The following is a 24326-nucleotide window of genomic DNA, read 5'->3' on the forward strand; positions in this document are numbered from 1 at the left end:
ATATCCTGAAAAAAGGGAGAGGTGAAATTCTGGAGACTAAACGCCGGATGGTCTATGATGATAAACCCGTTATTTTTGACCGAAACACCTGAAATGAACCAATCACCCTCTTTTGCCCTGTCATCCGAACTCATCAGCGAATTGTTAACCGGGATGCGCCTGCGCGGCGTGCAGTACCGTCGCGTGGTGACAGGTCAGACCTTCGGACTTCATTTCCCGGCCAAAACCGGACACGCCTATTTCCATTTTCTCGCCGTCGGTTCCGTGATGCTGCGCATGCAGGATGGTCAGCTGTACCCGCTAAGCGCAGGGAACGCGGTGTTTCTGCCCAAAGGATCGGCGCACCAGCTTCTGTCGCATCCCGAGGCGTCGGTGCAGTGTCTGGAAAGTCTTGATGCCGCGCCGCTGGGTGAAACAGTGTGCGCGGTAAAGACCTGCGCAAAAGCTGACCCGGCATCGGGGGCCGTTTTCTTTTACGGCTGTATGGAGTTCGATCTGGGGGGCATGCAGGGGCTGGGTCCGCTGATGCCGGAGCTTATGCTGGTTGATACCACTGGCGGCCGCTACCCCGGATTAGTGCCGATTCTGGAATCGATGCAGCGGGAGATGTGTTCCTCCCGCGTTGGCTTTGCCGGGATCCTCGCCCGGCTGGCCGATGTGGTGGCGGCGATGATCGTCCGTGGCTGGGTGGAATGCGGCTGCGATAACGCGTCGGGGCTGGTGGCTGCCCTGCGCGATCCTCGGCTGGCACGCGCCATTCTGGCGCTGCACCGTGAACCGGGCCGCGACTGGACGGTGAGCGAGCTGGCAGCGGAATGCCATATTTCGCGCTCCGTCTTTGCCGACCGCTTTCAGGCCACCATCGGTACTTCCCCATTACGCTATGCGACCCAATTACGCATGCACCTTGCGAGCCAGTGGCTTACCGAACATCGTCTGCCGATTGATACTGTGGCTCAGCGGCTGGGCTATACCTCACAGGCCGCGTTCAGCCGGGCGTTTAAACGGGTTACCGGACAGCCGCCGGGAGCCAGCCGACTGAAATCATCGCTACTGGCTGCCGGGAGCGACTAGAAGCCAACCGCCTGCCCGTCGCGGCGGCTGTCGCTGGCGACCACGTAGCCTTCGCTGCGGTCATCGGACAGTCGCCATATAAACTGTCCCGAGCCGAAATCCATATACGGAACGTGGGTAGATTTAAACTGGTGTCCGCGTCCGGCTAACTGCTGCATTACGGTGGGGTCAAATCGCGCTTCCAGATCCAGCGTAAAATCACGATTAACCTTCCAGCGCGGCGCATCGCAGGCGGCCTGTGGCTGCTGCTGATAATCAAGCATTCGTACCAACGTTTGCACATGCCCTTGCGGCTGCATATCGCCCCCCATTACGCCGAAGCTCATTTGTGGCTGCCCGTTTTTAGTCAGGAAGCCCGGAATAATGGTATGAAACGGACGCTTTCCTGGCGCAACGACATTCGCCGAACGCGGATCGCTGGAGAAACCCGCGCCCCTGTTTTGCAAACTGATCCCAAACTCCGGCACCACTACGCCAGACCCAAATCCCATATAGTTGGACTGGATAAACGAAACCATCATTCCGCTCTCGTCGGCGGTGGTCAGGTAAACTGTGCCTCCGCTGCGCGGTATTCCGGCCAGCGGCTGGCTGGCATGATGCAGATCAATACATTTCGCCCGTTCACTCAGATAGCTATCGTCCAGCATCTGCTCTGGCGTTATGTCCATTGACCGGGGATCGGCAACGTAGCGGTAAACATCAGCAAACGCCAGTTTCATGGCTTCGATTTGCAAATGCTGAGAGGTGACGCTGTCACATTCATGGCTTTTGAGATCGAATTTTTCGAGAATGCCAAGCGCGATTAACGCCGCGATCCCCTGTCCGTTAGGCGGCAATTCATGAACCTCGTACCCCCGATAGTTACGCGAAACAGGGGTTACCCACTCTGGCTGATAACGGGCAAAATCCTCCCCTGAGAGAGGGATGTCACTCTGCGCGGCAAAGCGCACGATAGACCCGGCGATTTCTCCTTCATAAAAGGCGCGAGCGCCCTGGTCCGCCAGCAGTCGTAAGGTGCGTGCTGCCTCCGGCATCACAAATTTTTCCCCGACCACAGGAGCGCGGCCATGGGGCATAAAGGTGCGGGCAAAACCTGGCTGATCGTTGAGAATGGGCACCGCCGCCTGCCATTTTCGTGCCACCATCGGCGCTATTGTGACGCCGCGCTCGGCAATATCGATGGCGGTGTCCAGCAGGCGGGAAAAAGGTAATTTACCAAAGCGTTGATGCAGCGCGCCCCACGCGGCAACCGCACCGGGAATGGTAACACTGTCCCAGCCGCGCTCCGGTCGCCGGGCATGGCCACGTTCATCAAGACCATATCGTCGGGCAAACCATTCGCTATCCCAGTGCGAAGGGGCTGTGCCCGACGCATTCAGACCGTGAAGCTGGTGTCCGTCCCAGACCATCGCAAAGGCATCGCTGCCCAGGCCATTAGAGACCGGCTCAACGACGGTTAATGTCGCTGCTGCCGCAATCGCCGCATCAACGGCATTTCCTCCGCTGATAAGGATCTGATTTCCCGCCTGCGCCGCCAGCGGATGCGAGGTTGCGACGGCATTGCGGGCAAATAACGGCGTTCGGGTGGTTGAATAAGGATTCTCCCAGTTAAATGTCATGCCGCGTCTCCTGTGGTTTTTTCAGCAAGCAACTTTATGGCCTGCATGCGTAACGCGTGACGGTCGACTTTGTTGGTACCCGCCAGCGGAAAGTGCTCAACCAGCCAAATAAACCGGGGATGTAAATAGGCCGGTCCGTGCTGTAGCGTCCAGGTTTTTATCGCCTTCGGGTCAGGAAAACGCCCCTCACGCGGGATCACCCAGGCTACCGGCTTACTGCCTTTGATCTCATCAGGTACTGCCACCACGCACGCCTGTTGGACATCGGGATGTTGTTCAAGCAACCGCTCGACTTCGCCGGGATAAATATTCTCCCCACCGCAAACAAACATATCGTCCCGACGCCCGACAAAGGTGTAAAAGCCCTGCTCATCACGGTAAAAAACATCGCCGCTGATGTAATAGCCATCAGCGGTAAACGGGCTGGCGACATCCGGTCGCTGGTGATAGCCCTGCATCAGGGCCGGACTTTTGATCTCCAGCACGCCATGATCGCCAGACGCTCCCTGTTCATCGCGCAGACGCAGGGAGACTGCCGGATGCGGGTAACCATTCGACGATAACGGCGTCTCAAGTCCCTGCGGATGCGAACCAAAGACAATCGGCCCGCCTTCAGTCGTACCGTAGGCATTAATAATCCGTGCCCGCGGCCAAATCTGGCGGATCTGCTGGAACAAGCCCTCATTGACCGGTGCCGAACCCATTCGTACCACCCGTACCGAAGAAAGATCGTGCTGGGCGAGCAGCGTTTTTTGTTTCATCATCATGGCGATCATCGGCGGCACCGCGGTCAGCCAGGTACAACGGTAGCGAGCAATAGCTGCAACGTAGTCATGCACCTGAAACTGCGGCAGCAGGACGGTGGTTACGCCACTGGCGAGGGTCAGCAGCGCCAGCGCGAGGGCGTTCATATGGTAAAACGGTGCGGCAATCAGTACCCGCTGGTCGGTTAATTCATTAGCAGCCAGACGCGTCTCTACTACCCAGCGATGGCTGGCGTGGGTCAGGCGCACGCCTTTTGGCATTCCGGTGGAGCCGGAGGTATAGAGCAGCATCGCCAGACTGTCTGCCTGTGGCTGAAAGACGGTGAAATCGGAGGCGGGAGGAAGCGCGTTTAGGGTTTCAAACTCCCACGTTGGACCGGAAAATGCGAGATTGTCCAGGTGCTCACGTTCGCCTGTCACCAGCCGGGCATCGCAATCGGCAAGCAGTTTATCCAGCATCGCTGGCGGAAATTTTATGCTCACCGGCACGGCCACCAGGCCGGCACGCAAGATGCCTAAAAAGGCGGCCATATAGGCTATTGAGTTGCGTCCCAGCAGCGCCACGCGTTCGCCCGGTTGATAGCCCTGCTGACGTAACGCGGCCCCTACCGCATCGGCCTGGGCATCCAGCTCAGCGAAGGTGATAGTTTGCGCGCCGCCTTCTGTTGAATAGATAAATGCCGGTTGTGAATTGTGACGGGCCGTCAAGGGTAACGAACCAAGGTTGATAAGGGTCATAGCCTGAACTCAAGTAAAGTGTGGATCGCCGGAACGGCGATAAGTAACCGCTCCGCAGTATGAACGTGCGGCAACCCGGCATTTTCTGCGGCCTGGACGAGTGTCACCGGATCACCGCCGCGAAAGGTCATTGCCGCAAACTGGCTGCGCCGCGTCTCATCCCGTCCCGGTAGCCCGGCGCAATACCGTGACCACTGCTCCGGGGTGAGTATCCGGAGTACAAATCCGGGGGCCAGCGGGCCAAGACGCTGCCACGCCTGTTGTTCCTGTTCAGGGTTCTGCGCCACCAGCGTCAGGCTCTCAATCCCTTCCACGCCATTAGCATGCTGTAGCCATGGGTCACGCCATAACCACTGCGGGGTGTGATGCTGGCAGAAATAGACTCTTCCTGCCGCGAAACTACCCGGTGCCAGGCGCACGGTGCTGAAACGCGCTTCACCGCGCTCGCCGTTTGCTTCCACCTCGCGGGAAAAATGCTGCACCGGCTGTACGGAAAACCCTTGTTCTGCCAATTGCCTGGCGGTGCTTTCCGCCTCGTTGCTGCGAAAGACCAGGCCGTCTATGCCGCGCGGGCTGTCGAGCAGTTCCTGGCGAACCGTCGCGCTATGACGCGGCAGGCCAATCAACTCCAGATAGTGATCGTTGAACATCACCAGTTGGTTCATCGATCCCAGAGAATGGTGACTCTCCGGCGTCAGGGTAAATCCCAGCGCGGCGAACAGCTCGCGGGTGGGCGTCAGATTAAAATGGTTGTTAATCACCAGATGATCGAGAACCTGTGGCATGTTGATCTCCTCAGGCTGCGGGCATGGCGTACAGGCCGCGCCCGCTCGCCACGAGGCGGTTTTCCGCGTCATAGACCCAGGCTTCCGCACTGGAAACCTGTTTACCGACTTTGATGACTTTGCCTTTAACGCGTAGATCCCCGCGCGCCGCACGATGGTAATCGACACGGATATCCAGCGTCGGCACGCCCTTGCCGGTCCAGGCCACCAGCGCCCAGTCGGCGGTCAGATCCACCAGCGCGGCGAGGATACCGCCGTGAATGTAGCCGCCCGCCGGATTCACCACCCACTCTTCACGAAAGCGGGCGCGCAGGGTAATTTCCCCCTCCGCCACCGCCTCAACCTCCAGTCCAAGCCACTGGTGATACGGCCCTTTCAGTAGTTTTTCCTGCACCTCTGCGGCGTTTAATCGTGTTTCGCTCATCGCGGTCTCCTTAAGGGGTAACAATCACTTTGCCCAACACTTCCCGGTCGCGGATCAGGCGCAACCCTTCCGTTGCCTGTTCCAGCGGCACTTCCCGGTCAATCAACGGTACGATGTCGCCGTCGGCCACCAGGTGCAGTAAGGCTTCAAGATCTTCCTGATAAAAACTGTTGGAGCCTTTAATGTTCAGCTCAAAACTCCAGACGTAGCGCAGATCTTCCGCCGGGTCGTAGCCTGCCGTCGCCCCACAGACCAACAGGGTGCCGCCACGCTTCAGGCATTTCAGCGACGGACGCCAGGTGTCACCGCCGGTGAAGTTAATCACCACGTCCACGCCCCCCTCATAGGTTCGACGCTGCGGCTTGCCGTAGCGGTTAATAGCCCAGCGCGAGAAATCTTCCTCCCGGTAGTTGACCACGTGATCTGCTCCCAGCGCGGCCAGGGCCTCACCTTTCTCTGCACTGCCTGCACAGGCGATCACTTCAGCCCCCAGTTTTTTTGCCAGTACGACGCAGGCGGTACCCACCCCGCCGCTGGCACCGAGGATCAGTACCCTGTCCCCTTTCCTGATCGTGTTATGGGTGACCAACATCCGGTGCGCGGTGCCGTAAGCGACCGGGAGCGCAGCAGCCTGGGAAAAACTCACCGCCTCCGGCAGCGGGATCAATTGCGCGGCGTCAACCAGTGCATATTCAGCCATGCCGCCGTCAATCATTTCTCCCATCAGGCCCACGCCGGGTTTGAGTGGATTCACCAGTACGCGATCGCCCGTTTTCCAGCCCGTCACATCATCCGCCACGTCATCAACGATCCCGGCTAAATCGAGACCCGGCACCACCGGCAGCGGCACTTTGATGCCCGGCATGCCGTTAACGGTGAATACGTCGTGGTAGTTAAAAGACGAGGCTTTGACGCGAATAATCACATGCCCGGCCTGCAACGTGGGGCGTGGCTTATCCGTCACTACGGACAGATTGTCCAGGCTGCCGTGTTCGTTAAGCTGTAGCGCTTTCATGGTATGGCTCACGGTTATCTCCGGTTATTTGATGGATTGGGCCGCACGGTACGCGGAATCGTTATACAGACTGTCGGGTACGTCGCCTTGTACCGTCCCGCTGGCGACAAACACCTGGTGCTGGCGCTTGAGAGTGGCGATATCAGCAGCCTCAAAGGTGATGCGGTTCATGCTGTCCCAACGGCTGAAATAGACTTCGGCGTCATGCTGCGGAAGATTGGCGTTTTTTTGCAGCAGCGAAATCACCTCCTGAGGGTGAGATTTTCCCCACGCCAGCGTGTCGCGCAGTGCGGCAATCACCCGGGCGACGGTCTCAGGATGCTCATCAATCAGCTGACTGCGTACCGCGCCGACGCCGATATACGGTACCGCGTCGCTGTGAGTCAGCTTTTTCCATTCGTCGGCAAAGCTGCCAAGCGGGGTCACTTTTAGTTCCTCAAGCTGTGCGATAGTCAACGAACGTAGCGCAGCCGCATCCACCTGTTTCTGCACCAGGAACTGTGCCAGACGCGACTCGTTACCGCCGATCAACTGGAACTCGTTCGCGCCGATGTGGTGATTGTTCTGCAACAGCGTAGAGGCGATCACCGCCACCGATGATCCCGCAGGCGACATACCAATCTTCTTGCCTTTAAGCTGATCGAGCGAGGTGATCGGTGAGCCTTGCGGCACCACAAACTGCACGTCGGCAGGCTGAGTGGCAGCAAAGATTTTGATGGGCACGCCTTGTGCCGCACTGCTGAAGACACCTGCCAGCGGTGCGCCAAAAGCAAGATCGATAGAGCCAGATGCCAGCGCTTTAATCGGCGCGTTAACGTCCGGGAAGTGAACAAACTCAGCGTCAATGCCGCGTTTTGCTAAAAAGTCTTTATTTTCCAGCACGGTACCGTAGCCGAGGCTGACGCCACTGCTCCAGTAGCCGATGCGAACCTTTTCTGCTGCCGCCGTATGCAGGGCAAAGAGCGCCCCGGCAGCCAGGATGGCCGCCTTTAACCCGTTTTTCATACTGTTAGTCCTGTGTGAGTGATTTCCAGCGAAAAAGATGACGCTCCAGCGGCTTAAGTAGTCCACCTTCCAGCAGCAGCATCAATGAGACAAGCAATAGCGTCCATGCAAAGACCTGATCGGTCTGTACTAAATCCCCGGCCTGGCGCAGTCGGTAACCAATACCGTCCGACGCGCCCAAAGTTTCCGCCACCAGCGACACGCGCCAGCCAAAGCCAAATGCCAGTCGCGCACCGGAAAAGAAATACGGCAGGATGGTAGGCAGATAAATTTTGATCAGGGTTTGCAGGCGGCTCATGCGAAAACTGCGCGCCAGTTCAACGTATTGTCGCTCGACGGTTTGCGCCCCCTGCCAGACGTTAGTCAGGATCAGCGGCATGGCGGTCATAAACACCACGAAAATGGTGGTGGCGTTAGAGATGCCAAACCAGATGATGGCGAAGATGGCCCAAATTGCAGAGGACACGGTGTTAAATACCGCCAGCAACGGCTCAAAAAACTGCGCCAGTCGACGACTTGCGCCCAGTGCTAACCCGGCGAGCGTCCCCACCAGCGTCGCCAGCAGAAATCCGCTGAATACGCGCGAAAAGGTCACGCCGATATCCTGTAGCAGCGTTTGATTTCGCCATAGCGCCAGCACCGCCTGAAAGGTTTTTTCCGGCCCCGGCAGGACGAAGGAAGGCATATTGTGTGCGGCCAGCAGCCACAGCAGGAAGAAGATCCCCAGCAGGATCAGCCGCTGAATAATCAGCGAGCCTTTTTTACGCAGCAAATGCATCTAGACCTCCAGTCGCAGCAGGCGAACTTTTTCCGCAACGTCCCGTCCGGTAGGCAGTCGCGGACGCGGCAGCGAGAGCGCTACGCTCTGTTTTATGCGTCCCGGATTGGGTTGCAAAATGACGATCCGGTCGGCAAGGATCACCGCCTCTTCGACGTCATGGGTCACAATGACCACCGTCATTTTTTTCAGCGCGCAGATGCGCAGCAGTTCACCATGCATCGCGCTGCGGGTTTGCGGATCGAGCCGTGAGAACGGTTCATCCATCAGCAATATTTGCGGTTCGGCGACCAGACTGCGGGCCAGCGCGATACGGCTGCGCATTCCGCCGGAGAGCTGGTGCGGCCATTTCGCAGCGACGTTTTCCATTCCCACCAGTTGCAGCGCAGATTCCACTCGTTGCTGCCGCTCCCGTCGCGTGAGCGACGTGTTTTCCAGCGCAAAGTTGACGTTCTGGCGCACCGTCCGCCACGGCAGCAGGCGGTCCTCCTGAAAGAGATACGCCACGTCGTGCCACTGGCTGAAGCGGGCGATATTCTCTCCCTGGAGGGTGATGTCGCCCCCATCAGCGGACAACAGTCCGGAGATAATATTCAGCAACGTGCTTTTCCCGCCGCCTGAAGCCCCGAGCAGCGCCACAATTTCGCCAGGCCACACTTGCAGAGAGATATTCTCCAGCACGGTCTGACCGTCAAAACGTTTGTTAACGCCTTCAAGCTGGATCACCGGCGCGACGGGAGTTGGTGACTCGTTTAGCAGTGCGCTCATCAGCCGGGACTCCTGTTCTGGATGGGCAGCAGCGTGCCGCCGGAGGTTAAAGTGGCGTAGATTTTTTCCAGAGTCATCGCCTGGAAGGTCTCAATATGCCGACGGGCGATAAATTCCACCCGCTTGCGGTCCTGATCTTCAAACGCCTGGATCATGGCGTTGTGATCGTGGCGAATTTCCGGCTTGGTTTGCTGAACGTTAAAGCCCAGCGCCACCAGCCGCGACATTTCATCCATCAGCGTGGAGAGCGTGCGCAGCAGATGCTGATTCCCCGCCGCTTCAGCAATCGCCAGATGAAAACGTTTATTGGCATTCATAAAGACGTCGATCCGCGTGGAGAGCGGAGCGGCCACTTCGACCCGGCAGTCAGCCTCAAGTCGCTTAAGCAGGTCGATATTCACCTTCCCTACCGCCAACCGTGCCGCCAGCGGTTCAAGCTGAGCGCGGAGGGTAAAGATCTCTTCCACATCCTGAAGAGTGATTGGCGCAATGCGATAGCCTTTGCGCGGCCGGGACTCGATCAGATATTCATGACTTAACCGCGCCAGCGCCAGACGGCAGGTGCTTTTTCCCAGCAAGTAGCGCTCCATCAGCTCAGATTCTGTTACCAGCGCGCCCGGCATCATGCGGCAGGTCAGAATGTCGCGGCGGATAGCCTGATACGCCCGATCGCTCAATGATAAAGACTGCGTCATTCTTCCCCTCTCAGCGGATCACGTGGCCTCTGTGGGCATCCCACCGCCTGACGTTGATGTTCTTAGTGGGGCCATTCTAGGATCGGTTTCGCGCGGAATTCTAATAACAAAAACAGCAATCGAATGCGCAAATTTGTCTGTTCTGGGATGCTCACTATTATGATGAGAAGGGGCTACTGCGGACTAAAACGTCTGCTCAATAATGCATCCGTCCAGGATTGACGCAGGGTTGCAGGGATATGGGCGGCGAATCATTGGTCGTGTGGTTCTACCGTAAAAGGAGCGCAAAAAGACGATTATGGGTTAAGCACCTCAGTTGACACATTTTGCTCATATCAATAGCGAGAAATGTTCGTTCTGCTGAAGACAGGCATGCTCTAACCTGGCCGTTTTCACACGGTCAAGGATTTACCATGCGCTTAACCTCGTTATTACTTACTGTCAGCGTTATCGGTGTCGCACACGCACAGACGCCGGATGACGTAACGGTAGCCTTAGCCATTCCGCCTGCTGTTCACGATGGCGCACCTTATGCGGCGGCGGAAGAGCTGGGACTGTTTAAAGAGCAGAATCTCGCCGTCAAGGTACTGGTTTTTCAGGGAGCGGGCGCGCTGCTGCCGCAGGTTGCCAGTAAACGCGTGACGTTTGGCTATCCAGTGGCAGAGCCTGTTATCTCCAGCTATTTCAATGGCAAAAATCCATTGCCGCTGCGCTATTTTTATAACGGAACGCCCGCTCAAACGATGGAATATACCGTACTGGCCGACTCGCCAGTTAAAACGCTGGCCGATTTAAAAGGAAAAACCATCGGCGTAGGTGCCCTCACCTGGGGCACTTTGCCTGGCAGTCGTGCAGCGCTGCGAGTAGCCGGGCTGAAACCCGGCAAAAACGTGCAATTCGTCGCCGTCGGCGTGCTGGGTTCTGGCTTCCAGGCCTTACGCAGTCATCAGGTTGACGCCCTGAATTACAACAATAGCTGGGGCGATATCTTTGAACTCACCGGCAGCAAAATTCACCGCATCCCCTACCCTGACGTGTTCCAGGAAGCGCCGGGTAATGGCTTTATTGCCCATCAGGATACGTTTAAAGAACATCCCGACCTGATCCGCCGTTTTGGCCGTGCTTACACCGAGGCGCAGTACGTCTGCGAAATTAACCCCGGTTACTGCGTGCGCGCCTTCTGGCGACAGCATCCGGAAAGCAAACCAGCGGATGCCGACGGCAAAGGTTTTATCGAAGCCAAAACGCTGCTCACTAACCGCCTCCAGCGCACGCTCTACCGCGCGGACGGTACCCGCCGTCAGCCTGGCGAGTACGATCTGGCGGTGATCCGCAATGCCATCGCAGCAATGGCAAAGGCGGGAGAATTCCCCAGCGCCGAGGTGCCGGTCGAGAAAATTTTCTCTAATGACTTTGTCCCGGCATTTGACGATTTTGATAAACAAGCCCTGCGTGCCAGGGCGGAGGCAGCCAGGTGAGTCCGGTCATTAAGGTTGATGTAATCGACGGGTTAATAGACCAGCCGCGTCATTTTCATGCCTATCAGTTAACGCCGGGCATCGCCCGCTTGACGGCGTCGCTGGACCATCCTGACGGCAGCCGCTGGCAGAGTAGCGCCACCTTTTTGGTAGGGGAAGATGGCGCTCTGGATCCTGATACTGCGCTGCCGCTTGAGGGCGACTGGGCGGAAAGCGAGCCGATGGCACCGATCTGGGCGCTGCGCCGGATCACGCCACCGGTGGACCCGACGTTCAGTGATACTCTTCAGCCACGACATGTTACGCTGAGCATCACTGACGCCGCAGGTCAGACGGCGGATACAGTCATCATCCAGCGTTTTCTGGCGGCGGGCGTCATCCGCCACGAAGTACGTGCTAACGGGCTTTCCGGTACGCTGTTTAGCCCATCAGGTGACGGCCCTCATCCGCTGGTGATCGTGTTAAACGGCTCCGGCGGGGGAACGCCCGAGCAGCGGGCGGCGCTGCTGGCCGCTCACGGCTATCTCGGTTTTGCGCTGGCGTATTTTAAGGCCCCCGGTCGGCCGGAGACGATTTCCGCCACGCCGCTGGAATATTTTGCCACCGCGCTGGACTGGGTCCATGAAACGCTGCATCCCCGAAACGGCTTTATTGCTGTGGCCGGACATTCGCGCGGCGGTGAACTGGCGCTGCTGCTGGGGGCCACTTTCCCGGATCGCGTTTCTGCGGTGATTGGCTACGTCCCCAGCGCGGTGATCCACGGCACGCTGCGGGCGGGCCGCCCGGATGAACCTCGTGATGCCACTGCCTGGACGTGGCGCGGTCAGCCGCTGCGTAATATCTGGCAGGATAACCCGCATGCCGACTGGCACGCTTTCGATCACCCCGCGCAGCCTGGCGTACATATTCGCCAGGCCCCGGCGTTTGTTAATGTCGAACGGGATGCACAAAGTCTGGCAGCGGCGCGTATTCCGGTGGAGCGTATTGCCGGGCCGGTACTGCTGATCTCCGGCACGGACGATGGCTTCTGGCCCTCTGACGTTTACTGCCAACGGATTAACGCAGAGCTGACCGCGCGCCAGCATCGCTGGCCGGTAATACATCAGCAAAACGATCGCAGCGGGCATGCCATCGGTTTTCCTTTTGTTCCCACTACCGAAATTGCCAGGGTCCATCCGGTCGCGGGCGTGGTCATTGACGGTGGCGGAACACCGGCCGCTAATGCCCGCGCGAATCGCCAAAGCTGGGCGCAGGTACTCGACTTTCTCGCTGAAGCCGTCGCTGCCCATCGGGAGGAAACATGAGTGCCGCCCTCGAACTGCGCGGGGTCGGCCTGACCTATGCGACCCGGCGGGGTGAAATCGATGCTCTTAATGGTGTGGATTTACAGGTGGGCGATGGGGAGTTTGTTGCGTTGCTGGGGCCTTCCGGCTGTGGGAAATCCACCGTGCTTAAGCTTGCCGCCGGGCTGATAAACGCCACCCGTGGCGAGGTGTTACTGGCCTCACAACGGGTTAACGGTCCAGGCCGCGATGCGGGTGTGGTGTTTCAGAAACCTAACCTGCTGCCGTGGAAAAGCGTGCTGGATAACGTTCTCCTTCCTGCGCGCACGCTGGGAATGCCACTCAAACCGGCAAAAGTCCGAGCCCGCCAGATGCTCGATCTGGTGGGGCTGGCCGAGTTTGCAGGGGATTACCCTTTTGAGTTGTCGGGCGGGATGCAGCAGCGGGTGGGCATTGCCCGGATGCTGCTACACGATCCGCAGCTTTTATTGATGGATGAACCTTTTGCCGCGCTGGATGCGCTCTCGCGGGAGGCGCTGACGCTGGAATTACAGCGCATCTGGGGGCAGCAACGTAAATCCGTACTGTTCATTACTCACAGCATTCAGGAGGCGGTGTTTCTCGCCGACCGGGTGCTGGTGATGTCGCCACGTCCTGGACGCATCGTTGAGGAACTGGCCGTTCCGCTGACGCGCCCGCGAACCCTTGAAACGTTGGCCGATCCGCAATTTATGGCTCTGTGCCAGCATTTAAGGAGGTATTTTACCCATGCGTAGATTTCTGCCGCTGCTGTATCCTGTTATTAGCCTCGCCGTATTGCTGCTGATCTGGGATGGCTGCGTGCGTTTTTTCGCCATTCCGGATTATTTGTTGCCCTCTCCGGCGGCGGTCTGGCAGGCGCTGCTTAATGGCTTTCGCGACGGCAGTCTGTGGCCGCATATCGCCACCACGCTGGGTGAAACGCTGAGCGGCTATGCGATCGGCAGCCTGCTGGCAATTGTGCTTGGCGTGACGCTGGCAGAATCCCGAACCTTTGAGCAATTTGTTTATCCGCTGCTGATTGCCCTTCAGGCCACCCCAAAAGTGGCGCTGGGGCCGATCATTCTGGTGTGGTTCGGCTTTGGCATGCTGTCGAAAATCGTGCTGGTAACGCTGGTCTGTTTCTTTCCGCTGTTTGTCAATACCGTGAACGGCATTCGTCGTGCCGATGTCGACCTGCTGGATGCCTGCCGCGCGTTTTCGGCGTCGCGCATTTATCTGCTGTTTCACGTTAAGCTTCCCTCAGCGGCGGGAGAGATTTTTGCCGGGCTACAGATTGGTGTGGCGCTGGCGTTAATCGGGGCGGTGGTGGCGGAATTTTTGTCGGCGCAGAGCGGGCTCGGCTATCTGATCGCCTCAAGTTCGGTCAGTATGAGTCTGTCGACCATGTTTGCTGGCGTCGTATTGCTGGCACTGATTGGCTTATGCGGCGCACAGGCGGTGCGCTGGCTTCAGCACCGGGTCGTATTCTGGGAGAGTGGCGCGACGGTACGTCACCAGCGACGCAAAATGCCAGGTGGCGAATAGTTTTTAGCGCCGTTTTGCCGCGCGAAAATGTCTGCCACCCCGCAAAATGCCACATTCGTCACGCGCAGCGGGCGATATTCGTCTAAGGTTTTCAGATGGTTGATTGCAGCGGATCCGCTGATTGCCTGGCCTAAGGAGAATAATCGATGACAATACCTGCTACGCGCCGCCCTTCTGTGCTGGCGCTGAACATTGCCCTCGGCACGCTGCTGTTCGCTGCCGGATCCGCACTGGCGGATGATGCGGTCAAACAACCGCCAGATATCCTGCTCGGCCCGCTTTTTACCGATGTGCAGAGCGCCAAACTGTTCCCCGATCAGAAGACCTTTGCCGACGCGGTGCCAAAAGGCGATCCGCTGATGATCCTCGCCGATTACCGGATGCAGCGCAGCCAGAAAGGTTTTGATCTGCGCCACTTTGTCGACGTGAACTTTACGCTGCCGGGCGAAGGCGACAAGTACGTGCCGCCTGCGGGCCAGAGTCTGCGCGCACATATCGACGACCTGTGGCCGGTGCTGACCCGCACCACCGATCGCGCGAGTAAGTGGGATTCCCTGCTGCCGTTGCCCAAATCCTATGTGGTCCCCGGCGGGCGCTTCCGCGAGGTCTATTACTGGGACAGCTACTTCACCATGCTGGGTCTGGCAGAGAGCGGTCACTGGGATAAAATCGAGGATATGATCGCCAACTTCGCGTATGAAATTGATACCTTCGGCCATATTCCGAACGGCAACCGCAGCTACTATCTCAGCCGCTCGCAGCCGCCGTTCTTTGCGTTTATGGTGGAATTGCTGGCCGATCACAAAGGCGATGAGGTGTTAAAACAGTATCTGCCGCAGCTGGAAAAAGAGCATAACTACTGGATGGAAGGTGCGGATTCGCTGGCCGCCGGACAAACCAATAAACGGGTGGTTAAACTGGATGATGGCGCGGTGCTCAATCGTTACTGGGATGAGCGCGACGCGCCGCGTACCGAATCGTGGCTTGACGATGTGACCACCGCGAAAAATACGCCGAATCGTCCGGCGACCGAGGTTTATCGCGATTTGCGCGCCGGGGCGGCTTCCGGCTGGGATTTCAGCTCGCGCTGGATGGACGATCCGAATAAGCTCGGCACCCTGCGCACCACCAGCATCGTGCCGGTTGATTTGAACTCGCTGATGTTCAAGATGGAGAAAGTGCTGGCCCGCGCCAGTAAAGCCGCAGGCGATAGCGCCAAAGCCAGTCAGTACGACGCCGAGGCCAGCGCGCGCCAGCGGGCGATGGAAACTTACCTGTGGAACGATAAAGAGGGCTGGTACGCCGATTACGATCTGAAAACGAAGAAGGTGCGTAATCAGCTTACTGCCGCCGCCCTGTTCCCGCTGTACGTGAATGCGGCGGCGAAAGATCGGGCGGATAAAGTTGCCACCGCCACCGCATCACAATTGCTGAAACCCGGCGGCATTACCACCACCACCGTCAACACCGGGCAGCAGTGGGATGCGCCGAACGGCTGGGCACCGCTCCAGTGGGTCGCGACCGAAGGTCTGCAAAATTATGGTCATGAAAAAGTGGCGATGGATGTCACCTGGCGCTTCCTGACTAACGTTCAGCACACTTACGACAGGGAGAAGAAGCTGGTGGAAAAATATGATGTCAGCTCCACGGGAACTGGCGGTGGCGGCGGCGAGTATCCGCTTCAGGATGGCTTTGGCTGGACTAACGGCGTCACGCTGAAAATGCTCGACCTGGTCTGTCCGAAAGAAAAACCCTGCGACAATGTGCCTTCCGCTCGCCCTCAGGCGGCCAATGACGATTCCCTGTCCCAAAAACAGGCGCAGTAATCGCTCTTGCCCACTACCCGTTCTGGTAGTGGGCCATCTCTTGCATCATTAATTTTCCTTTTCTGATATCGACTTAATGCTGAATCCCTTGATTTGGCAAGGCTTTCTACGCTTAAAACGCTTGAATACAGAAACGATAACAATAATAATTCGCATTCCATTGTTACGATTTTACACAACCCCGGAATGTGCGATGACCCGATTGATTGCTAAACGCTCCACGCTGGCCTGCGCCCTGGCGCTGGCGCTGCCCCCTTTTGCGCTGGCGGAAGAAACGGTGGTGGTGACCGCCGCTCCCGTTGAATCTGCCGTTGCGCCAACCAAAGGCTATACCGCGAAAACCTCGCGCGGCGCCACTAAAACAGATGAACCGCTGATTACTACCGCTCAGTCAGTCTCAGTGGTCACGCGTCAGCAGATGGACGATCAGGGTGCCAATACCATCAGTCAGGCACTCAATTATACGCCGGGGGTGTACTCCAATTTTAGCGGCGGCGCGACCCGTTTTGACACCGTATCACTGCGCGGTTTCCACGGCGGCGACGTGGACAACCTGTTCCTCGACGGCATGCGCCTGATGAGCGATGGCGGCAGCCATAACGTGATTCAGATCGACCCGTGGTTCATTGAGCGCGTGGACGTAGTGAAAGGCCCCTCGTCGGCGCTGTATGGGCAGAGCGTGCCGGGCGGACTGGTGAATTTGACCTCTAAGCGCCCGCAGTTTACGTCAGAAGGCCATTTCCGTCTGAGCGGGGGGACGCAGAATACCAAAGGTGGCGCGTTTGATTATACGGATGCCATCAACGACCAGTGGGCATACCGCATTATCGGCATGACCCGGACCAGCGATACCCAGTACGACCATACCCGCGAAGAGCGTTATGCCATTTCGCCTTCCCTGCTGTGGCAGCCGGACACTGACACCAGCCTGCTGCTGCGCGCGTATCTGCAAAAAGATCCGTCTGCAGGCTATCACGGCTCGCTGCCGCTGGACGGTACGCGTTATGCGCACAACGGTCGCAAACTGTCGAACAGCACCAATGAAGGCGATCCGGGCGATGGCTATAAGCGCCGCGAGCAGATTTACAGCATGGAGTTCGACCATCAGTTTGATGATATCTGGTCGGTGCATTCCAGCGGCAGCTACACCCACTCCAATGTCTCGCTGGATCAGGTCTACCAGGTCGGCTGGATCGACGGTTCCGACAATCTGTCTCGCGGGTACAGCGGCTCGCGCGGCTCGCTGGATGCCTGGTCAACCGATAACCGCGTTCAGGCTGATTTCTCCACCGGTGAGGTGGCACACACCGTCGTCCTCGGCGGAGAATATCACCGCTTCCGCAATGATTTGTGGACCGGCGCAGGTGATGCCGCCGCGCTGAATCCGTATACCGGCTATACGCCGCAAACCGGACACACTATTACCTACAGCGACTATAACAATCGTCGTTACTATCAGACCGGGGCGTATCTGCAGGATGAGATGGTGTGGAACCGCTGGCATCTTGACTTATCCGGGCGCTTCGACCGCATTGTGTCTGAGCAGGTCAGTGATACCAACAGCACCAAAAGCCGTCGCTCGGACGATCATGTCAGCACGCGCGCGTCACTGCTTTATGCTTTCGAAAACGGTTTATCGCCGTATATCAGCTACAGTGAAGCCATTACCCCGGCCACGCTGGCGGGTGCCGACGGCACGCTGCTGAAACCGACCACCGCCGAGCAGTATGAAGCCGGTCTGAAGTTCCAGCCGCCGGGGACGTCCGATCTGTATAGCGTGGCGATTTATGATTTAACGCAGAAAGATGTGGCAACCCGCGATATTAACATCGCCACCGCGACCTTTATTCCGGCCGGTAAGGTGCATTCACAGGGCGTGGAGCTGGAAGCGCGTAATCAACTCACCCCTGAGCTGAGCACCATTGCTTCATATACCTGGAACCGCCTGCGTTTCCAGGATTCGCTCGACGGCAACGACGGTAATATGCCGCAGTTGACGCCGGATCAGATGGCCTCGTTCTGGGCGCACTACCAGTTTGCGGGTGGGATCAGTGTTGGCACCGGCGTGCGTTACATTGGTAAGCAATGGGCTGACGATCAGAATACCGAGCGTCTGCCGTCGACAACGCTGCTGGATGCGTCGGTGCGAGCCGATCTGGGCGCATGGACGCCTTCTCTGAAAGGGGCGTTTGTCCAGGTTAACGCCAACAATCTGACCGATCGTGACTATGTGGCGGGCTGTTACGGCACGGGAAACTGCTATGTAGGCGCGGAACGTAGCGTGATTGCGACGGTAGGTTACGACTTCTGATGAATGTGCCGGGCAGCAGACGCTGCCCGGCGAAAACGGCAATGCAGGTTATCGGCGTACCATACGGAAGATAGCCAGGACCACAATGGCACCCACCACCGCGACCATAAAGCTACCCAGGTTAAAGCCGCTTACCGGGCCACCGATACCAAACAGCGTACTCAGCCAGCCACCGACCACCGCACCAATAATCCCGAGGATACAGGTGAGGAAGAAACCACCCCCATCGCGTCCCGGCATGATCAGTTTGGCAATAATACCTGCGATAAGTCCAAATACGATCCAGGCAATAATACCCATTAGTCCATCCTCCTGTAAGTCACACAAAATGCAGGTGTTGTTTCCCTGCGCTAACGTTTCAAGTATAGGTAGATCCTGATAAAAGTGCGGCGAAGGAGAAAATTTTTCTCACTGGCAAAAAAATAAAATCACTGCTATGAAGTTCTGCCGCCAGCCGCCGATACTTCAGCAAAGAAATATCATCAGGGAATTATTGAGCGTGACTCATCACAGTGAACAATTTCTTAAACAGAACCCGCTGGCGGTACTGGGCGTTCTGCGCGATCTGCACAAGCAGCAGATTCCGATCCGCGTGTGCTGGGCATCCGGACAATTTATCAGTCGCATTCTGGACGTGACGCAGGAACAGCTGATCATCGATTTCGGCAGCCAGGATTATGAAAATAGCGCCGTTCAGCGCGCGCAGAATATTGAGATCACCGCCGAAACCCAGGGCGCGAAGGTGGAATTTCACCTGCCCGCGCTGCGCTGTGCCGCCTGGCAGCAGCTTCCGGCGTTTGTCACCCCTCTGCCACCGTCGCTGTGGTTTTTACAGCGCCGGGAATATTTTCGCATCAGCGCGCCGCTGCATCCGGCCTATTTCTGCCACGCAAAACTTGCCGATAACAGTGTCATTCGCTTCCGTTTATACGATTTGTCGCTGGGCGGGATGGGCGCATTAATGGACAACGCGCCGCCGGACAGTTTGCAGCCGGGTGTGCGTCTGTCACAGATTGAACTGGATATGGGTGAATGGGGTCGTTTTCATTTTGATGTGCAGCTGATTGCCATTACCGAGCGCAAGGTGGTGGACGGCAAGAATGAAACCATCAGCACGCCGCGCCTGAGTTTCCGTTTCCTTAACGTCAACCCGGCGGCGGAACGCGAGCTTCAGCGAATTATTTTCTCGCTGGAGCGCGAGGCGCGCGAACGCGCCAAAAAAGTTCGCTGATTACATGGCGTCCATGGCTTTCTGCACCTTCCAGATATAGCGCGGAGCCTGCGGTGCAGGATGCTTGTCGGCAACGTGCTCAACAAATTCATCCGGGCTTAAATCATTAATCTCTTCAATCGCTTTTTTGCGATCGGACGAAAAGGTTCTGAGCAATGCGCCTGCCCCGTTGGCATACGCCACCACCAGCGCGTATTGCATGGTTTCAGGATTTTTGATCCCCGCCAGCGCGCCATGTTCCAGAATGCTTAAGTAGGCGGTGCCCATAGAGATATTACGCTCCGGATTTTTCAGCTCGCTGGTGGATGGCTGCCCACTCCAGCCCATGTGACGATACACATCGCGCCCCGACGTTGAGGCTTTAAGCTGCATCAATCCTACGGCATTCGATTTGCTGACCACCGTCGGGTTACCGCCGGATTCGATGGCGATAATCGCCGTAATCAGCCGCGGGCTGACACCCCACGCCTCCCCCGCTTTCTGGCTTATCGGCATCCATTGCATTGCCCGTTTCACTGGCACCTCAGGGTTCCACGGCGGGTTGGTATAATCCTGTTTTGAAGAACATCCGGCCAGTAATACAATCAAAAAAGCAAACCATCTTAATTTCACGCATCAATCCTTTTATACCTGCGATCCGCCGCTGCGGATGACAACGGTTGGGGTTAAATGCATGATAACCGTTTCATTCCCAGCAAGGAAATGCCATGTCTCTGATTCATCTTATTGCCCCCTCCGGCTATTGCATTAACCAGGTTGCTGCCGCACGCGGCGTTGAACGTCTCGAAGCCGCCGGGCATCAGGTGGAAAATCGTGAGGCTATTCTGCGCCGCGAGCAGCGTTTTGCTGGTACGGAGCAGGCCAGACTGGCGGATATTAATAGTCTGGCGACCCTTGAAGGACAAAACCGGATCGTGATGGCGGTACGCGGTGGCTACGGGGCCAGCCGTCTGCTGGAGGATATAGACTGGTCAGCGCTGGTCGCGCGCCAGCAACAGGATCCGCTGTTGATTTGCGGCCACAGTGATTTCACCGCCATTCAGATGGGTCTGCTGGCGGCCGGTAACGTAATTACCTTTAGCGGCCCGATGCTGGCCGGCAATTTCGGAGCTGAAACGCTGGACGCATTTACCGAATACCATTTCTGGCAGGCGTTGCGTAATCCTGTCTTTACGCTTGAGTGGAACGGTGAAGGCCCGGCTTGTCAGGCGTCGGGGACACTGTGGGGCGGCAACCTGGCGATGCTGGTCTCGCTTATCGGTACCCCCTGGCTGCCCACGATTGAAAATGGCATTCTGGTGGTTGAAGACATTAACGAACATCCGTTCCGCGTTGAGCGTATGCTGCTCCAGCTTCATTATGCGGGCGTCCTTAACCGCCAGCAGGCCATCGTGCTCGGCAGTTTTAGCGGCGTTGCCGCCAATGACTATGATGCCGGTTACGATTTGCAGAGCATGTGCCGCTATTTACGTTCGCGCCTTCACGTGCCCGTCATTAGCGGACTGGATTTTGGTCATGAGCCGCGCACCGTGACGTTACCGCTGGGGGCGCAGGCGACGCTGGTTCACCACGGGGCAACCTCGACGCTGACGGTGAGCGGTCATCCGGTGCTAAATACCTAAAAAAAATCCATTCATGGCACGTATTAGTCTCATCGAATTCTTGCAAATATGGTAACTTTTTTGTAAAGACCATTCACGAAGATGAGGAGTACGTGAACTTTGGACGCCACGGCGATAATTAGTCTGTTCATTCTGGGTTCGGTGTTAATCACCAGTAGCATTTTATTGAGTTCATTTTCGTCGCGTCTTGGTATTCCTATCCTGGTTATCTTTCTGGCTATCGGCATGCTGGCGGGTGTCGATGGCATTGGCGGCATTCCCTTCGATAACTACCCGCTGGCCTATATGATCAGCAACCTGGCACTGGCGGTGATCCTGCTCGATGGCGGGATGCGTACCCAGGCCAGCTCGTTTCGCGTGGCGCTGGGTCCGGCTATTTCGCTGGCGACGGTCGGCGTGTTGATCACCTCCGGGCTGACGGGCATGATGGCGGCGTGGCTGTTTCATCTCAATATGATTGAAGGTCTGCTGATCGGCGCGATTGTTGGTTCCACCGATGCGGCGGCGGTGTTTTCGCTGCTTGGCGGCAAGGGGCTTAATGAACGCGTGGGGTCGACGCTGGAGATTGAATCCGGCAGTAACGATCCGATGGCGGTGTTTTTAACCATCACTCTGATTGAGATGATCCAGCAGCGTGAAACCGCGCTGAGCTGGATGTTCGTGGTACATATTATTCAGCAGTTCGGGCTGGGTATTGTGATCGGGCTTTCCGGCGGCTATCTGTTACAGCAGATGATTAACCGTATTAGCCTGCCTGCGGGATTATATCCGCTGCTGGCACTGAGCGGCGGGATTCTGGTGTTTGCCCTGACCACCTCCCTTGACGGCAGCGGCATTCTGGCGGTGTATCTGTGCGGATTCTGGCTGGGGAATCGTCCCATCCGCAACCGCTTCGGCATTCTGCAAAACTTTGATGGTCTGGCCTGGCTGTCGCAGATTGGCATGTTTCTGGTGCTGGGCCTGCTGGTAACGCCATCGGATCTGCTGCCCATCGCCGTGCTGGCGCTGATCCTGTCGGCATGGATGATTTTCGTCGCTCGCCCGCTATCGGTGTTCGCCTCCCTGCTGCCGTTTCGCGGGTTTAATCTGCGCGAGCGTATTTTTATCAGTTGGGTGGGACTGCGCGGCGCGGTGCCGATTATTCTGGCGGTGTTCCCGATGATGGCCGGCCTGGAAAACGCGCGGCTGTTTTTTAACGTCGCTTTCTTCGTGGTGCTGATTTCGCTGCTGTTACAGGGAACGTCGCTCGGCTGGGCGGCGAAAAAGGCCAAAGTGGTGGTGCCACCCGTCGGCTGGCCGGAATCGCGGGTCGGGCTGGATATTCACCCGGATAATCCATGGGAGCAGTTTATTTATCAACTCAGCGCCGATCAGTGGTGCGTCGGTGCCGCCCTGCGCGATCTGCATATGCCGCGTGAAACGCGCATCGCCGCGCTGTTTCGCGACAATGCGCTGCTGCATCCGACCGGCAGCACGCGGCTGCGGGAAAACGATGTGCTGTGCGTGATTGGCCGCGAGCGCGATCTCCCGGCGCTCGGTAAATTATTCAGCCATTCACCACCGGTATCGCTCGATCAGCGTTTCTTTGGCGACTTTATCCTTGAAGCCAGCGCCAAATTCGCCGATGTGGCGATGATTTATGGGCTGGAAGGCGGCGAAGAATTCCGTGACAGCCAGCAGTCGCTGGGTGAGATTGTACAGCGTCTGCTCGGTGCGGCACCGGTGGTAGGCGATCAGGTGGAATTTGCGGGTATGGTGTGGACGGTGGCAGAAAAAGAAGATAACGACGTGCGCAAAGTCGGCGTGCGCGTGGCGGAAGATGAATCAGTGGGATGACATGCCGTTAGCGGCCAGAGACGTTAGCTATGGTGCACGTTATGCCGGGAGGCGGCTTCGCCTTGCCCGGCCTACAGTAAAGGTTGATTCCGGCACTAAGAGTGTAGGCCCGGTAAGCGCAGCGAAACCGGGCATGAGGTACGGCATTGGCTATTGTGGGCGCTATGCCGGGAGGCGGCTTCGCCTTGCCCGGCCTACAGTAAAGGTTGATTCTGGCACTAAGAGTGTAGGCCCGGTAAGCGCAGCGCCACCGGGCATGAGGTACGGCGTTGGCTATTGTGTGCGCTATGCCGGGAGGCGGCTTCGCCTTGCCCGGCCTACAGTAAAGGTTGATTCCGGCACTAAGAGTGTAGGCCCGGTAAGCGCAGCGCCACCGGGCATGAGGTACGACGTTGGCTATTGTGGGCGCTATGCCGGGAGGCGGCTTCGCCTTGCCCGGCCTACAGTAAAGGTTGATTCTGGCACTAAGAGTGTAGGCCCGGTAAGCGCAGCGCCACCGGGCATGAGGTACGGCATTGGCTATTGTGGGCGCTATGCCGGGAGGCGGCCTCGCCTTGCCCGGCCTACAGTAAAGGTTGATTGCGGCACTAAGAGTGTAGGCCCGGTAAGCGCAGCGCCACCGGGCATGAGGTACGGCGTTGGCTATTGTGCGCGTTATGCCGGGAGGCGGCTTCGCCTTGCCCGGCCTACAGTAAAGGTTGAGTCTGGCACTAAGAGTGTAGGCCCGGTAAGCGCAGCGCCACCGGGCATGAGGTACGGCATTGGCTATTGTGGGCGCTATGCCGGGAGGCGGCTTCGCCTTGCCCGGCCTACAGTAAAGGTTGATTGCGGCACTAAGAGTGTAGGCCCGGTAAGCGCAGCGCCACCGGGCAGGCAGCACAGGATGAGCAAATTGATTAATGATGAGAGCCGGTTTCACTCTCAGGAATGCAGTTGCTTTAATTCTCGCTCACTCAAACCGGTGACTTCCAGAATAACGTCGTGCGATATACCCCGTTGCAATAAGTTACGGGCTATTTTCAGCGCTTCATTGATTCGCCCTTTTTCCATACCTTTCTCAATCCCTTTCTGTTCCAGCTGTTGTGCAATGGTCATGAGTTTATCTCCGTGCTGCGGCACACGCTGTGCCAGTTCGCGTAAAAAAGCGTCTGCGTCTGCCGATTCCCCTACCTGTATAATGTAGTTTACCAGCGATATTACCTGTTGTCCGGTATTGTAATCCGCCCGCAAAACCCGCCCCAGTTTATCAATAAGTTCAATCAAATCGCGCTGGTAAATGTGTTTTTGCAGCAGGGTGAGCGCCGCCATGCTGCGGTGTTCCATGATCTCATCGTCCGGAATGACCGTAACATCCACCAGCGGAAAGGCATTATTGTATAATTTTTCAGCCAACGCAGGGTTATCAAATTCCTGAAGCCAGCATGTAGAGTATGGATAAGGGCTGCGTTTTCCGGCGTAAAAACAGAACCGGAACGACTAACGGTAATGCATCCAGACCACAACAAATG

The 24326-nt window shown here is 57.4% G+C and carries 21 protein-coding genes and 1 pseudogene; 10 read left to right on the forward strand and 12 right to left on the reverse strand.

Going from position 1 to position 24326, the window contains the following annotated elements:
* Positions 1-54: 54 nt before the first annotated feature.
* Positions 55-1074: an AraC family transcriptional regulator gene (locus ACMGGS_RS19375; protein WP_414163980.1), complete on the forward strand. Its 1020-nt coding sequence runs from the start codon at positions 55-57 to the stop codon at positions 1072-1074.
* Here ACMGGS_RS19375 and ACMGGS_RS19380 read toward each other — a convergent pair.
* From ACMGGS_RS19380 to ACMGGS_RS19420, 9 genes are read right to left on the reverse strand one after another with little or no spacing between them, the layout of a single operon-like run.
* Entirely contained in the window at positions 1071-2693 is a 1623-nt protein-coding gene (locus ACMGGS_RS19380) for a gamma-glutamyltransferase family protein (RefSeq protein WP_414163981.1), read from the reverse strand. The genes ACMGGS_RS19375 and ACMGGS_RS19380 overlap by 4 nt on opposite strands.
* On the reverse strand, positions 2690-4195 hold the full coding sequence (locus ACMGGS_RS19385) for a class I adenylate-forming enzyme family protein (protein WP_414163982.1): 1506 nt from the start codon (positions 4193-4195) through the stop codon (positions 2690-2692). The genes ACMGGS_RS19380 and ACMGGS_RS19385 overlap by 4 nt, the downstream gene beginning before the upstream one ends.
* Complete coding sequence (locus tag ACMGGS_RS19390; protein ID WP_414163983.1) at positions 4192-4980, reverse strand: VOC family protein; 789 nt, start codon at positions 4978-4980, stop codon at positions 4192-4194. Before ACMGGS_RS19390 ends, ACMGGS_RS19385 begins: the two co-directional genes overlap by 4 nt.
* A 10-nt stretch (positions 4981-4990) precedes the next feature.
* A complete protein-coding gene (locus ACMGGS_RS19395; RefSeq protein ID WP_414163984.1) occupies positions 4991-5404 on the reverse strand; it encodes a PaaI family thioesterase in 414 nt (137 codons plus the stop codon).
* Positions 5405-5414: 10 nt separating this feature from the next.
* Entirely contained in the window at positions 5415-6431 is a 1017-nt protein-coding gene (locus tag ACMGGS_RS19400) for a quinone oxidoreductase family protein (RefSeq protein WP_414163985.1), read from the reverse strand.
* A gap of 12 nt (positions 6432-6443) precedes the next feature.
* Entirely contained in the window at positions 6444-7424 is a 981-nt protein-coding gene (locus ACMGGS_RS19405) for an ABC transporter substrate-binding protein (protein WP_194206666.1), read from the reverse strand.
* Between the two features lie 4 nt (positions 7425-7428).
* On the reverse strand, positions 7429-8202 hold the full coding sequence (locus ACMGGS_RS19410; protein WP_414163986.1) for an ABC transporter permease: 774 nt from the start codon (positions 8200-8202) through the stop codon (positions 7429-7431).
* Positions 8203-8970, reverse strand: a complete 768-nt coding sequence (locus ACMGGS_RS19415) for an ABC transporter ATP-binding protein (RefSeq protein WP_414163987.1) — start codon at positions 8968-8970, stop codon at positions 8203-8205.
* Positions 8970-9665: a GntR family transcriptional regulator gene (locus tag ACMGGS_RS19420; protein WP_414163988.1), complete on the reverse strand. Its 696-nt coding sequence runs from the start codon at positions 9663-9665 to the stop codon at positions 8970-8972. Before ACMGGS_RS19420 ends, ACMGGS_RS19415 begins: the two co-directional genes overlap by 1 nt.
* 413 nt (positions 9666-10078) lie before the next feature.
* On the opposite strand from ACMGGS_RS19420, the gene ACMGGS_RS19425 reads away from it, so the two are divergent.
* The 6 genes from ACMGGS_RS19425 to ACMGGS_RS19450 all read left to right on the forward strand — a co-directional run bounded on the left by ACMGGS_RS19425 (position 10079) and on the right by ACMGGS_RS19450 (position 18129).
* Positions 10079-11143 (forward strand): ABC transporter substrate-binding protein, encoded by a 1065-nt coding sequence (locus tag ACMGGS_RS19425; protein WP_414163989.1) that lies wholly within the window; start codon positions 10079-10081, stop codon positions 11141-11143.
* Positions 11140-12447 carry an acyl-CoA thioester hydrolase/BAAT C-terminal domain-containing protein gene (locus ACMGGS_RS19430; protein ID WP_414163990.1) on the forward strand — a complete coding sequence of 436 codons (1308 nt, stop codon included), beginning with the start codon at positions 11140-11142 and terminating at the stop codon, positions 12445-12447. Before ACMGGS_RS19425 ends, ACMGGS_RS19430 begins: the two co-directional genes overlap by 4 nt.
* Positions 12444-13202 carry an ABC transporter ATP-binding protein gene (locus ACMGGS_RS19435; RefSeq protein ID WP_414163991.1) on the forward strand — a complete coding sequence of 253 codons (759 nt, stop codon included), beginning with the start codon at positions 12444-12446 and terminating at the stop codon, positions 13200-13202. The genes ACMGGS_RS19430 and ACMGGS_RS19435 overlap by 4 nt, the downstream gene beginning before the upstream one ends.
* The gene (locus tag ACMGGS_RS19440) at positions 13195-13992 is read left to right on the forward strand and encodes an ABC transporter permease (RefSeq protein ID WP_414163992.1); all 798 of its coding nucleotides are present in this window, start codon (positions 13195-13197) and stop codon (positions 13990-13992) included. The genes ACMGGS_RS19435 and ACMGGS_RS19440 overlap by 8 nt, the downstream gene beginning before the upstream one ends.
* 146 nt (positions 13993-14138) lie before the next feature.
* Complete coding sequence (locus tag ACMGGS_RS19445) at positions 14139-15818, forward strand: alpha,alpha-trehalase (protein ID WP_414163993.1); 1680 nt, start codon at positions 14139-14141, stop codon at positions 15816-15818.
* Between the two features lie 193 nt (positions 15819-16011).
* Positions 16012-18129 carry a TonB-dependent siderophore receptor gene (locus ACMGGS_RS19450; RefSeq protein ID WP_414163994.1) on the forward strand — a complete coding sequence of 706 codons (2118 nt, stop codon included), beginning with the start codon at positions 16012-16014 and terminating at the stop codon, positions 18127-18129.
* A 48-nt stretch (positions 18130-18177) separates the two neighbouring features.
* Here the strand turns inward: ACMGGS_RS19450 and ACMGGS_RS19455 are convergent, their stop codons facing one another.
* Positions 18178-18429 (reverse strand): GlsB/YeaQ/YmgE family stress response membrane protein, encoded by a 252-nt coding sequence (locus tag ACMGGS_RS19455; protein WP_176917839.1) that lies wholly within the window; start codon positions 18427-18429, stop codon positions 18178-18180.
* Between the two features lie 199 nt (positions 18430-18628).
* On the opposite strand from ACMGGS_RS19455, the gene ycgR reads away from it, so the two are divergent.
* Positions 18629-19360 (forward strand): flagellar brake protein YcgR, encoded by a 732-nt coding sequence (gene ycgR, locus ACMGGS_RS19460; protein WP_414163995.1) that lies wholly within the window; start codon positions 18629-18631, stop codon positions 19358-19360.
* Here the strand turns inward: ycgR and emtA are convergent, their stop codons facing one another.
* Complete coding sequence (gene emtA / locus ACMGGS_RS19465) at positions 19361-19972, reverse strand: membrane-bound lytic murein transglycosylase EmtA (RefSeq protein ID WP_414163996.1); 612 nt, start codon at positions 19970-19972, stop codon at positions 19361-19363.
* Positions 19973-20067: 95 nt separating this feature from the next.
* Here emtA and ldcA point away from each other — a divergent pair, with 95 nt between their 5' ends.
* Both ldcA and ACMGGS_RS19475 read left to right on the forward strand, forming a co-directional pair.
* Entirely contained in the window at positions 20068-20982 is a 915-nt protein-coding gene (gene ldcA / locus ACMGGS_RS19470; protein WP_414163997.1) for a muramoyltetrapeptide carboxypeptidase, read from the forward strand.
* A 99-nt stretch (positions 20983-21081) separates the two neighbouring features.
* Positions 21082-22818, forward strand: coding sequence for a potassium/proton antiporter (locus ACMGGS_RS19475; protein WP_414163998.1), 1737 nt, complete (start codon positions 21082-21084; stop codon positions 22816-22818).
* A 921-nt stretch (positions 22819-23739) separates the two neighbouring features.
* Here ACMGGS_RS19475 and ACMGGS_RS19480 read toward each other — a convergent pair.
* Positions 23740-24316: pseudogene (locus ACMGGS_RS19480) on the reverse strand (Rpn family recombination-promoting nuclease/putative transposase); the annotation flags it as partial.
* Positions 24317-24326: the final 10 nt, after the last annotated feature.

Origin of the sequence: Superficieibacter sp. BNK-5 (assembly GCF_047456055.1) — a bacterium.
GTDB lineage: Bacteria > Pseudomonadota > Gammaproteobacteria > Enterobacterales > Enterobacteriaceae > Superficieibacter.

Coding starts and splice junctions, on each gene's coding strand:
- ACMGGS_RS19375 (WP_414163980.1), top strand. CDS start 55: ATGATGATAAACCCGTTATTTTTGACCGAAACACCTGAAATGAACCAA.
- ACMGGS_RS19380 (WP_414163981.1), bottom strand. CDS start 2,693: ATGACATTTAACTGGGAGAATCCTTATTCAACCACCCGAACGCCGTTA.
- ACMGGS_RS19385 (WP_414163982.1), bottom strand. CDS start 4,195: ATGACCCTTATCAACCTTGGTTCGTTACCCTTGACGGCCCGTCACAAT.
- ACMGGS_RS19390 (WP_414163983.1), bottom strand. CDS start 4,980: ATGCCACAGGTTCTCGATCATCTGGTGATTAACAACCATTTTAATCTG.
- ACMGGS_RS19395 (WP_414163984.1), bottom strand. CDS start 5,404: ATGAGCGAAACACGATTAAACGCCGCAGAGGTGCAGGAAAAACTACTG.
- ACMGGS_RS19405 (WP_194206666.1), bottom strand. CDS start 7,424: ATGAAAAACGGGTTAAAGGCGGCCATCCTGGCTGCCGGGGCGCTCTTT.
- ACMGGS_RS19410 (WP_414163986.1), bottom strand. CDS start 8,202: ATGCATTTGCTGCGTAAAAAAGGCTCGCTGATTATTCAGCGGCTGATC.
- ACMGGS_RS19415 (WP_414163987.1), bottom strand. CDS start 8,970: ATGAGCGCACTGCTAAACGAGTCACCAACTCCCGTCGCGCCGGTGATC.
- ACMGGS_RS19420 (WP_414163988.1), bottom strand. CDS start 9,665: ATGACGCAGTCTTTATCATTGAGCGATCGGGCGTATCAGGCTATCCGC.
- ACMGGS_RS19425 (WP_414163989.1), top strand. CDS start 10,079: ATGCGCTTAACCTCGTTATTACTTACTGTCAGCGTTATCGGTGTCGCA.
- ACMGGS_RS19435 (WP_414163991.1), top strand. CDS start 12,444: ATGAGTGCCGCCCTCGAACTGCGCGGGGTCGGCCTGACCTATGCGACC.
- ACMGGS_RS19440 (WP_414163992.1), top strand. CDS start 13,195: ATGCGTAGATTTCTGCCGCTGCTGTATCCTGTTATTAGCCTCGCCGTA.
- ACMGGS_RS19445 (WP_414163993.1), top strand. CDS start 14,139: ATGACAATACCTGCTACGCGCCGCCCTTCTGTGCTGGCGCTGAACATT.
- ACMGGS_RS19450 (WP_414163994.1), top strand. CDS start 16,012: ATGACCCGATTGATTGCTAAACGCTCCACGCTGGCCTGCGCCCTGGCG.
- ACMGGS_RS19455 (WP_176917839.1), bottom strand. CDS start 18,429: ATGGGTATTATTGCCTGGATCGTATTTGGACTTATCGCAGGTATTATT.
- ldcA (WP_414163997.1), top strand. CDS start 20,068: ATGTCTCTGATTCATCTTATTGCCCCCTCCGGCTATTGCATTAACCAG.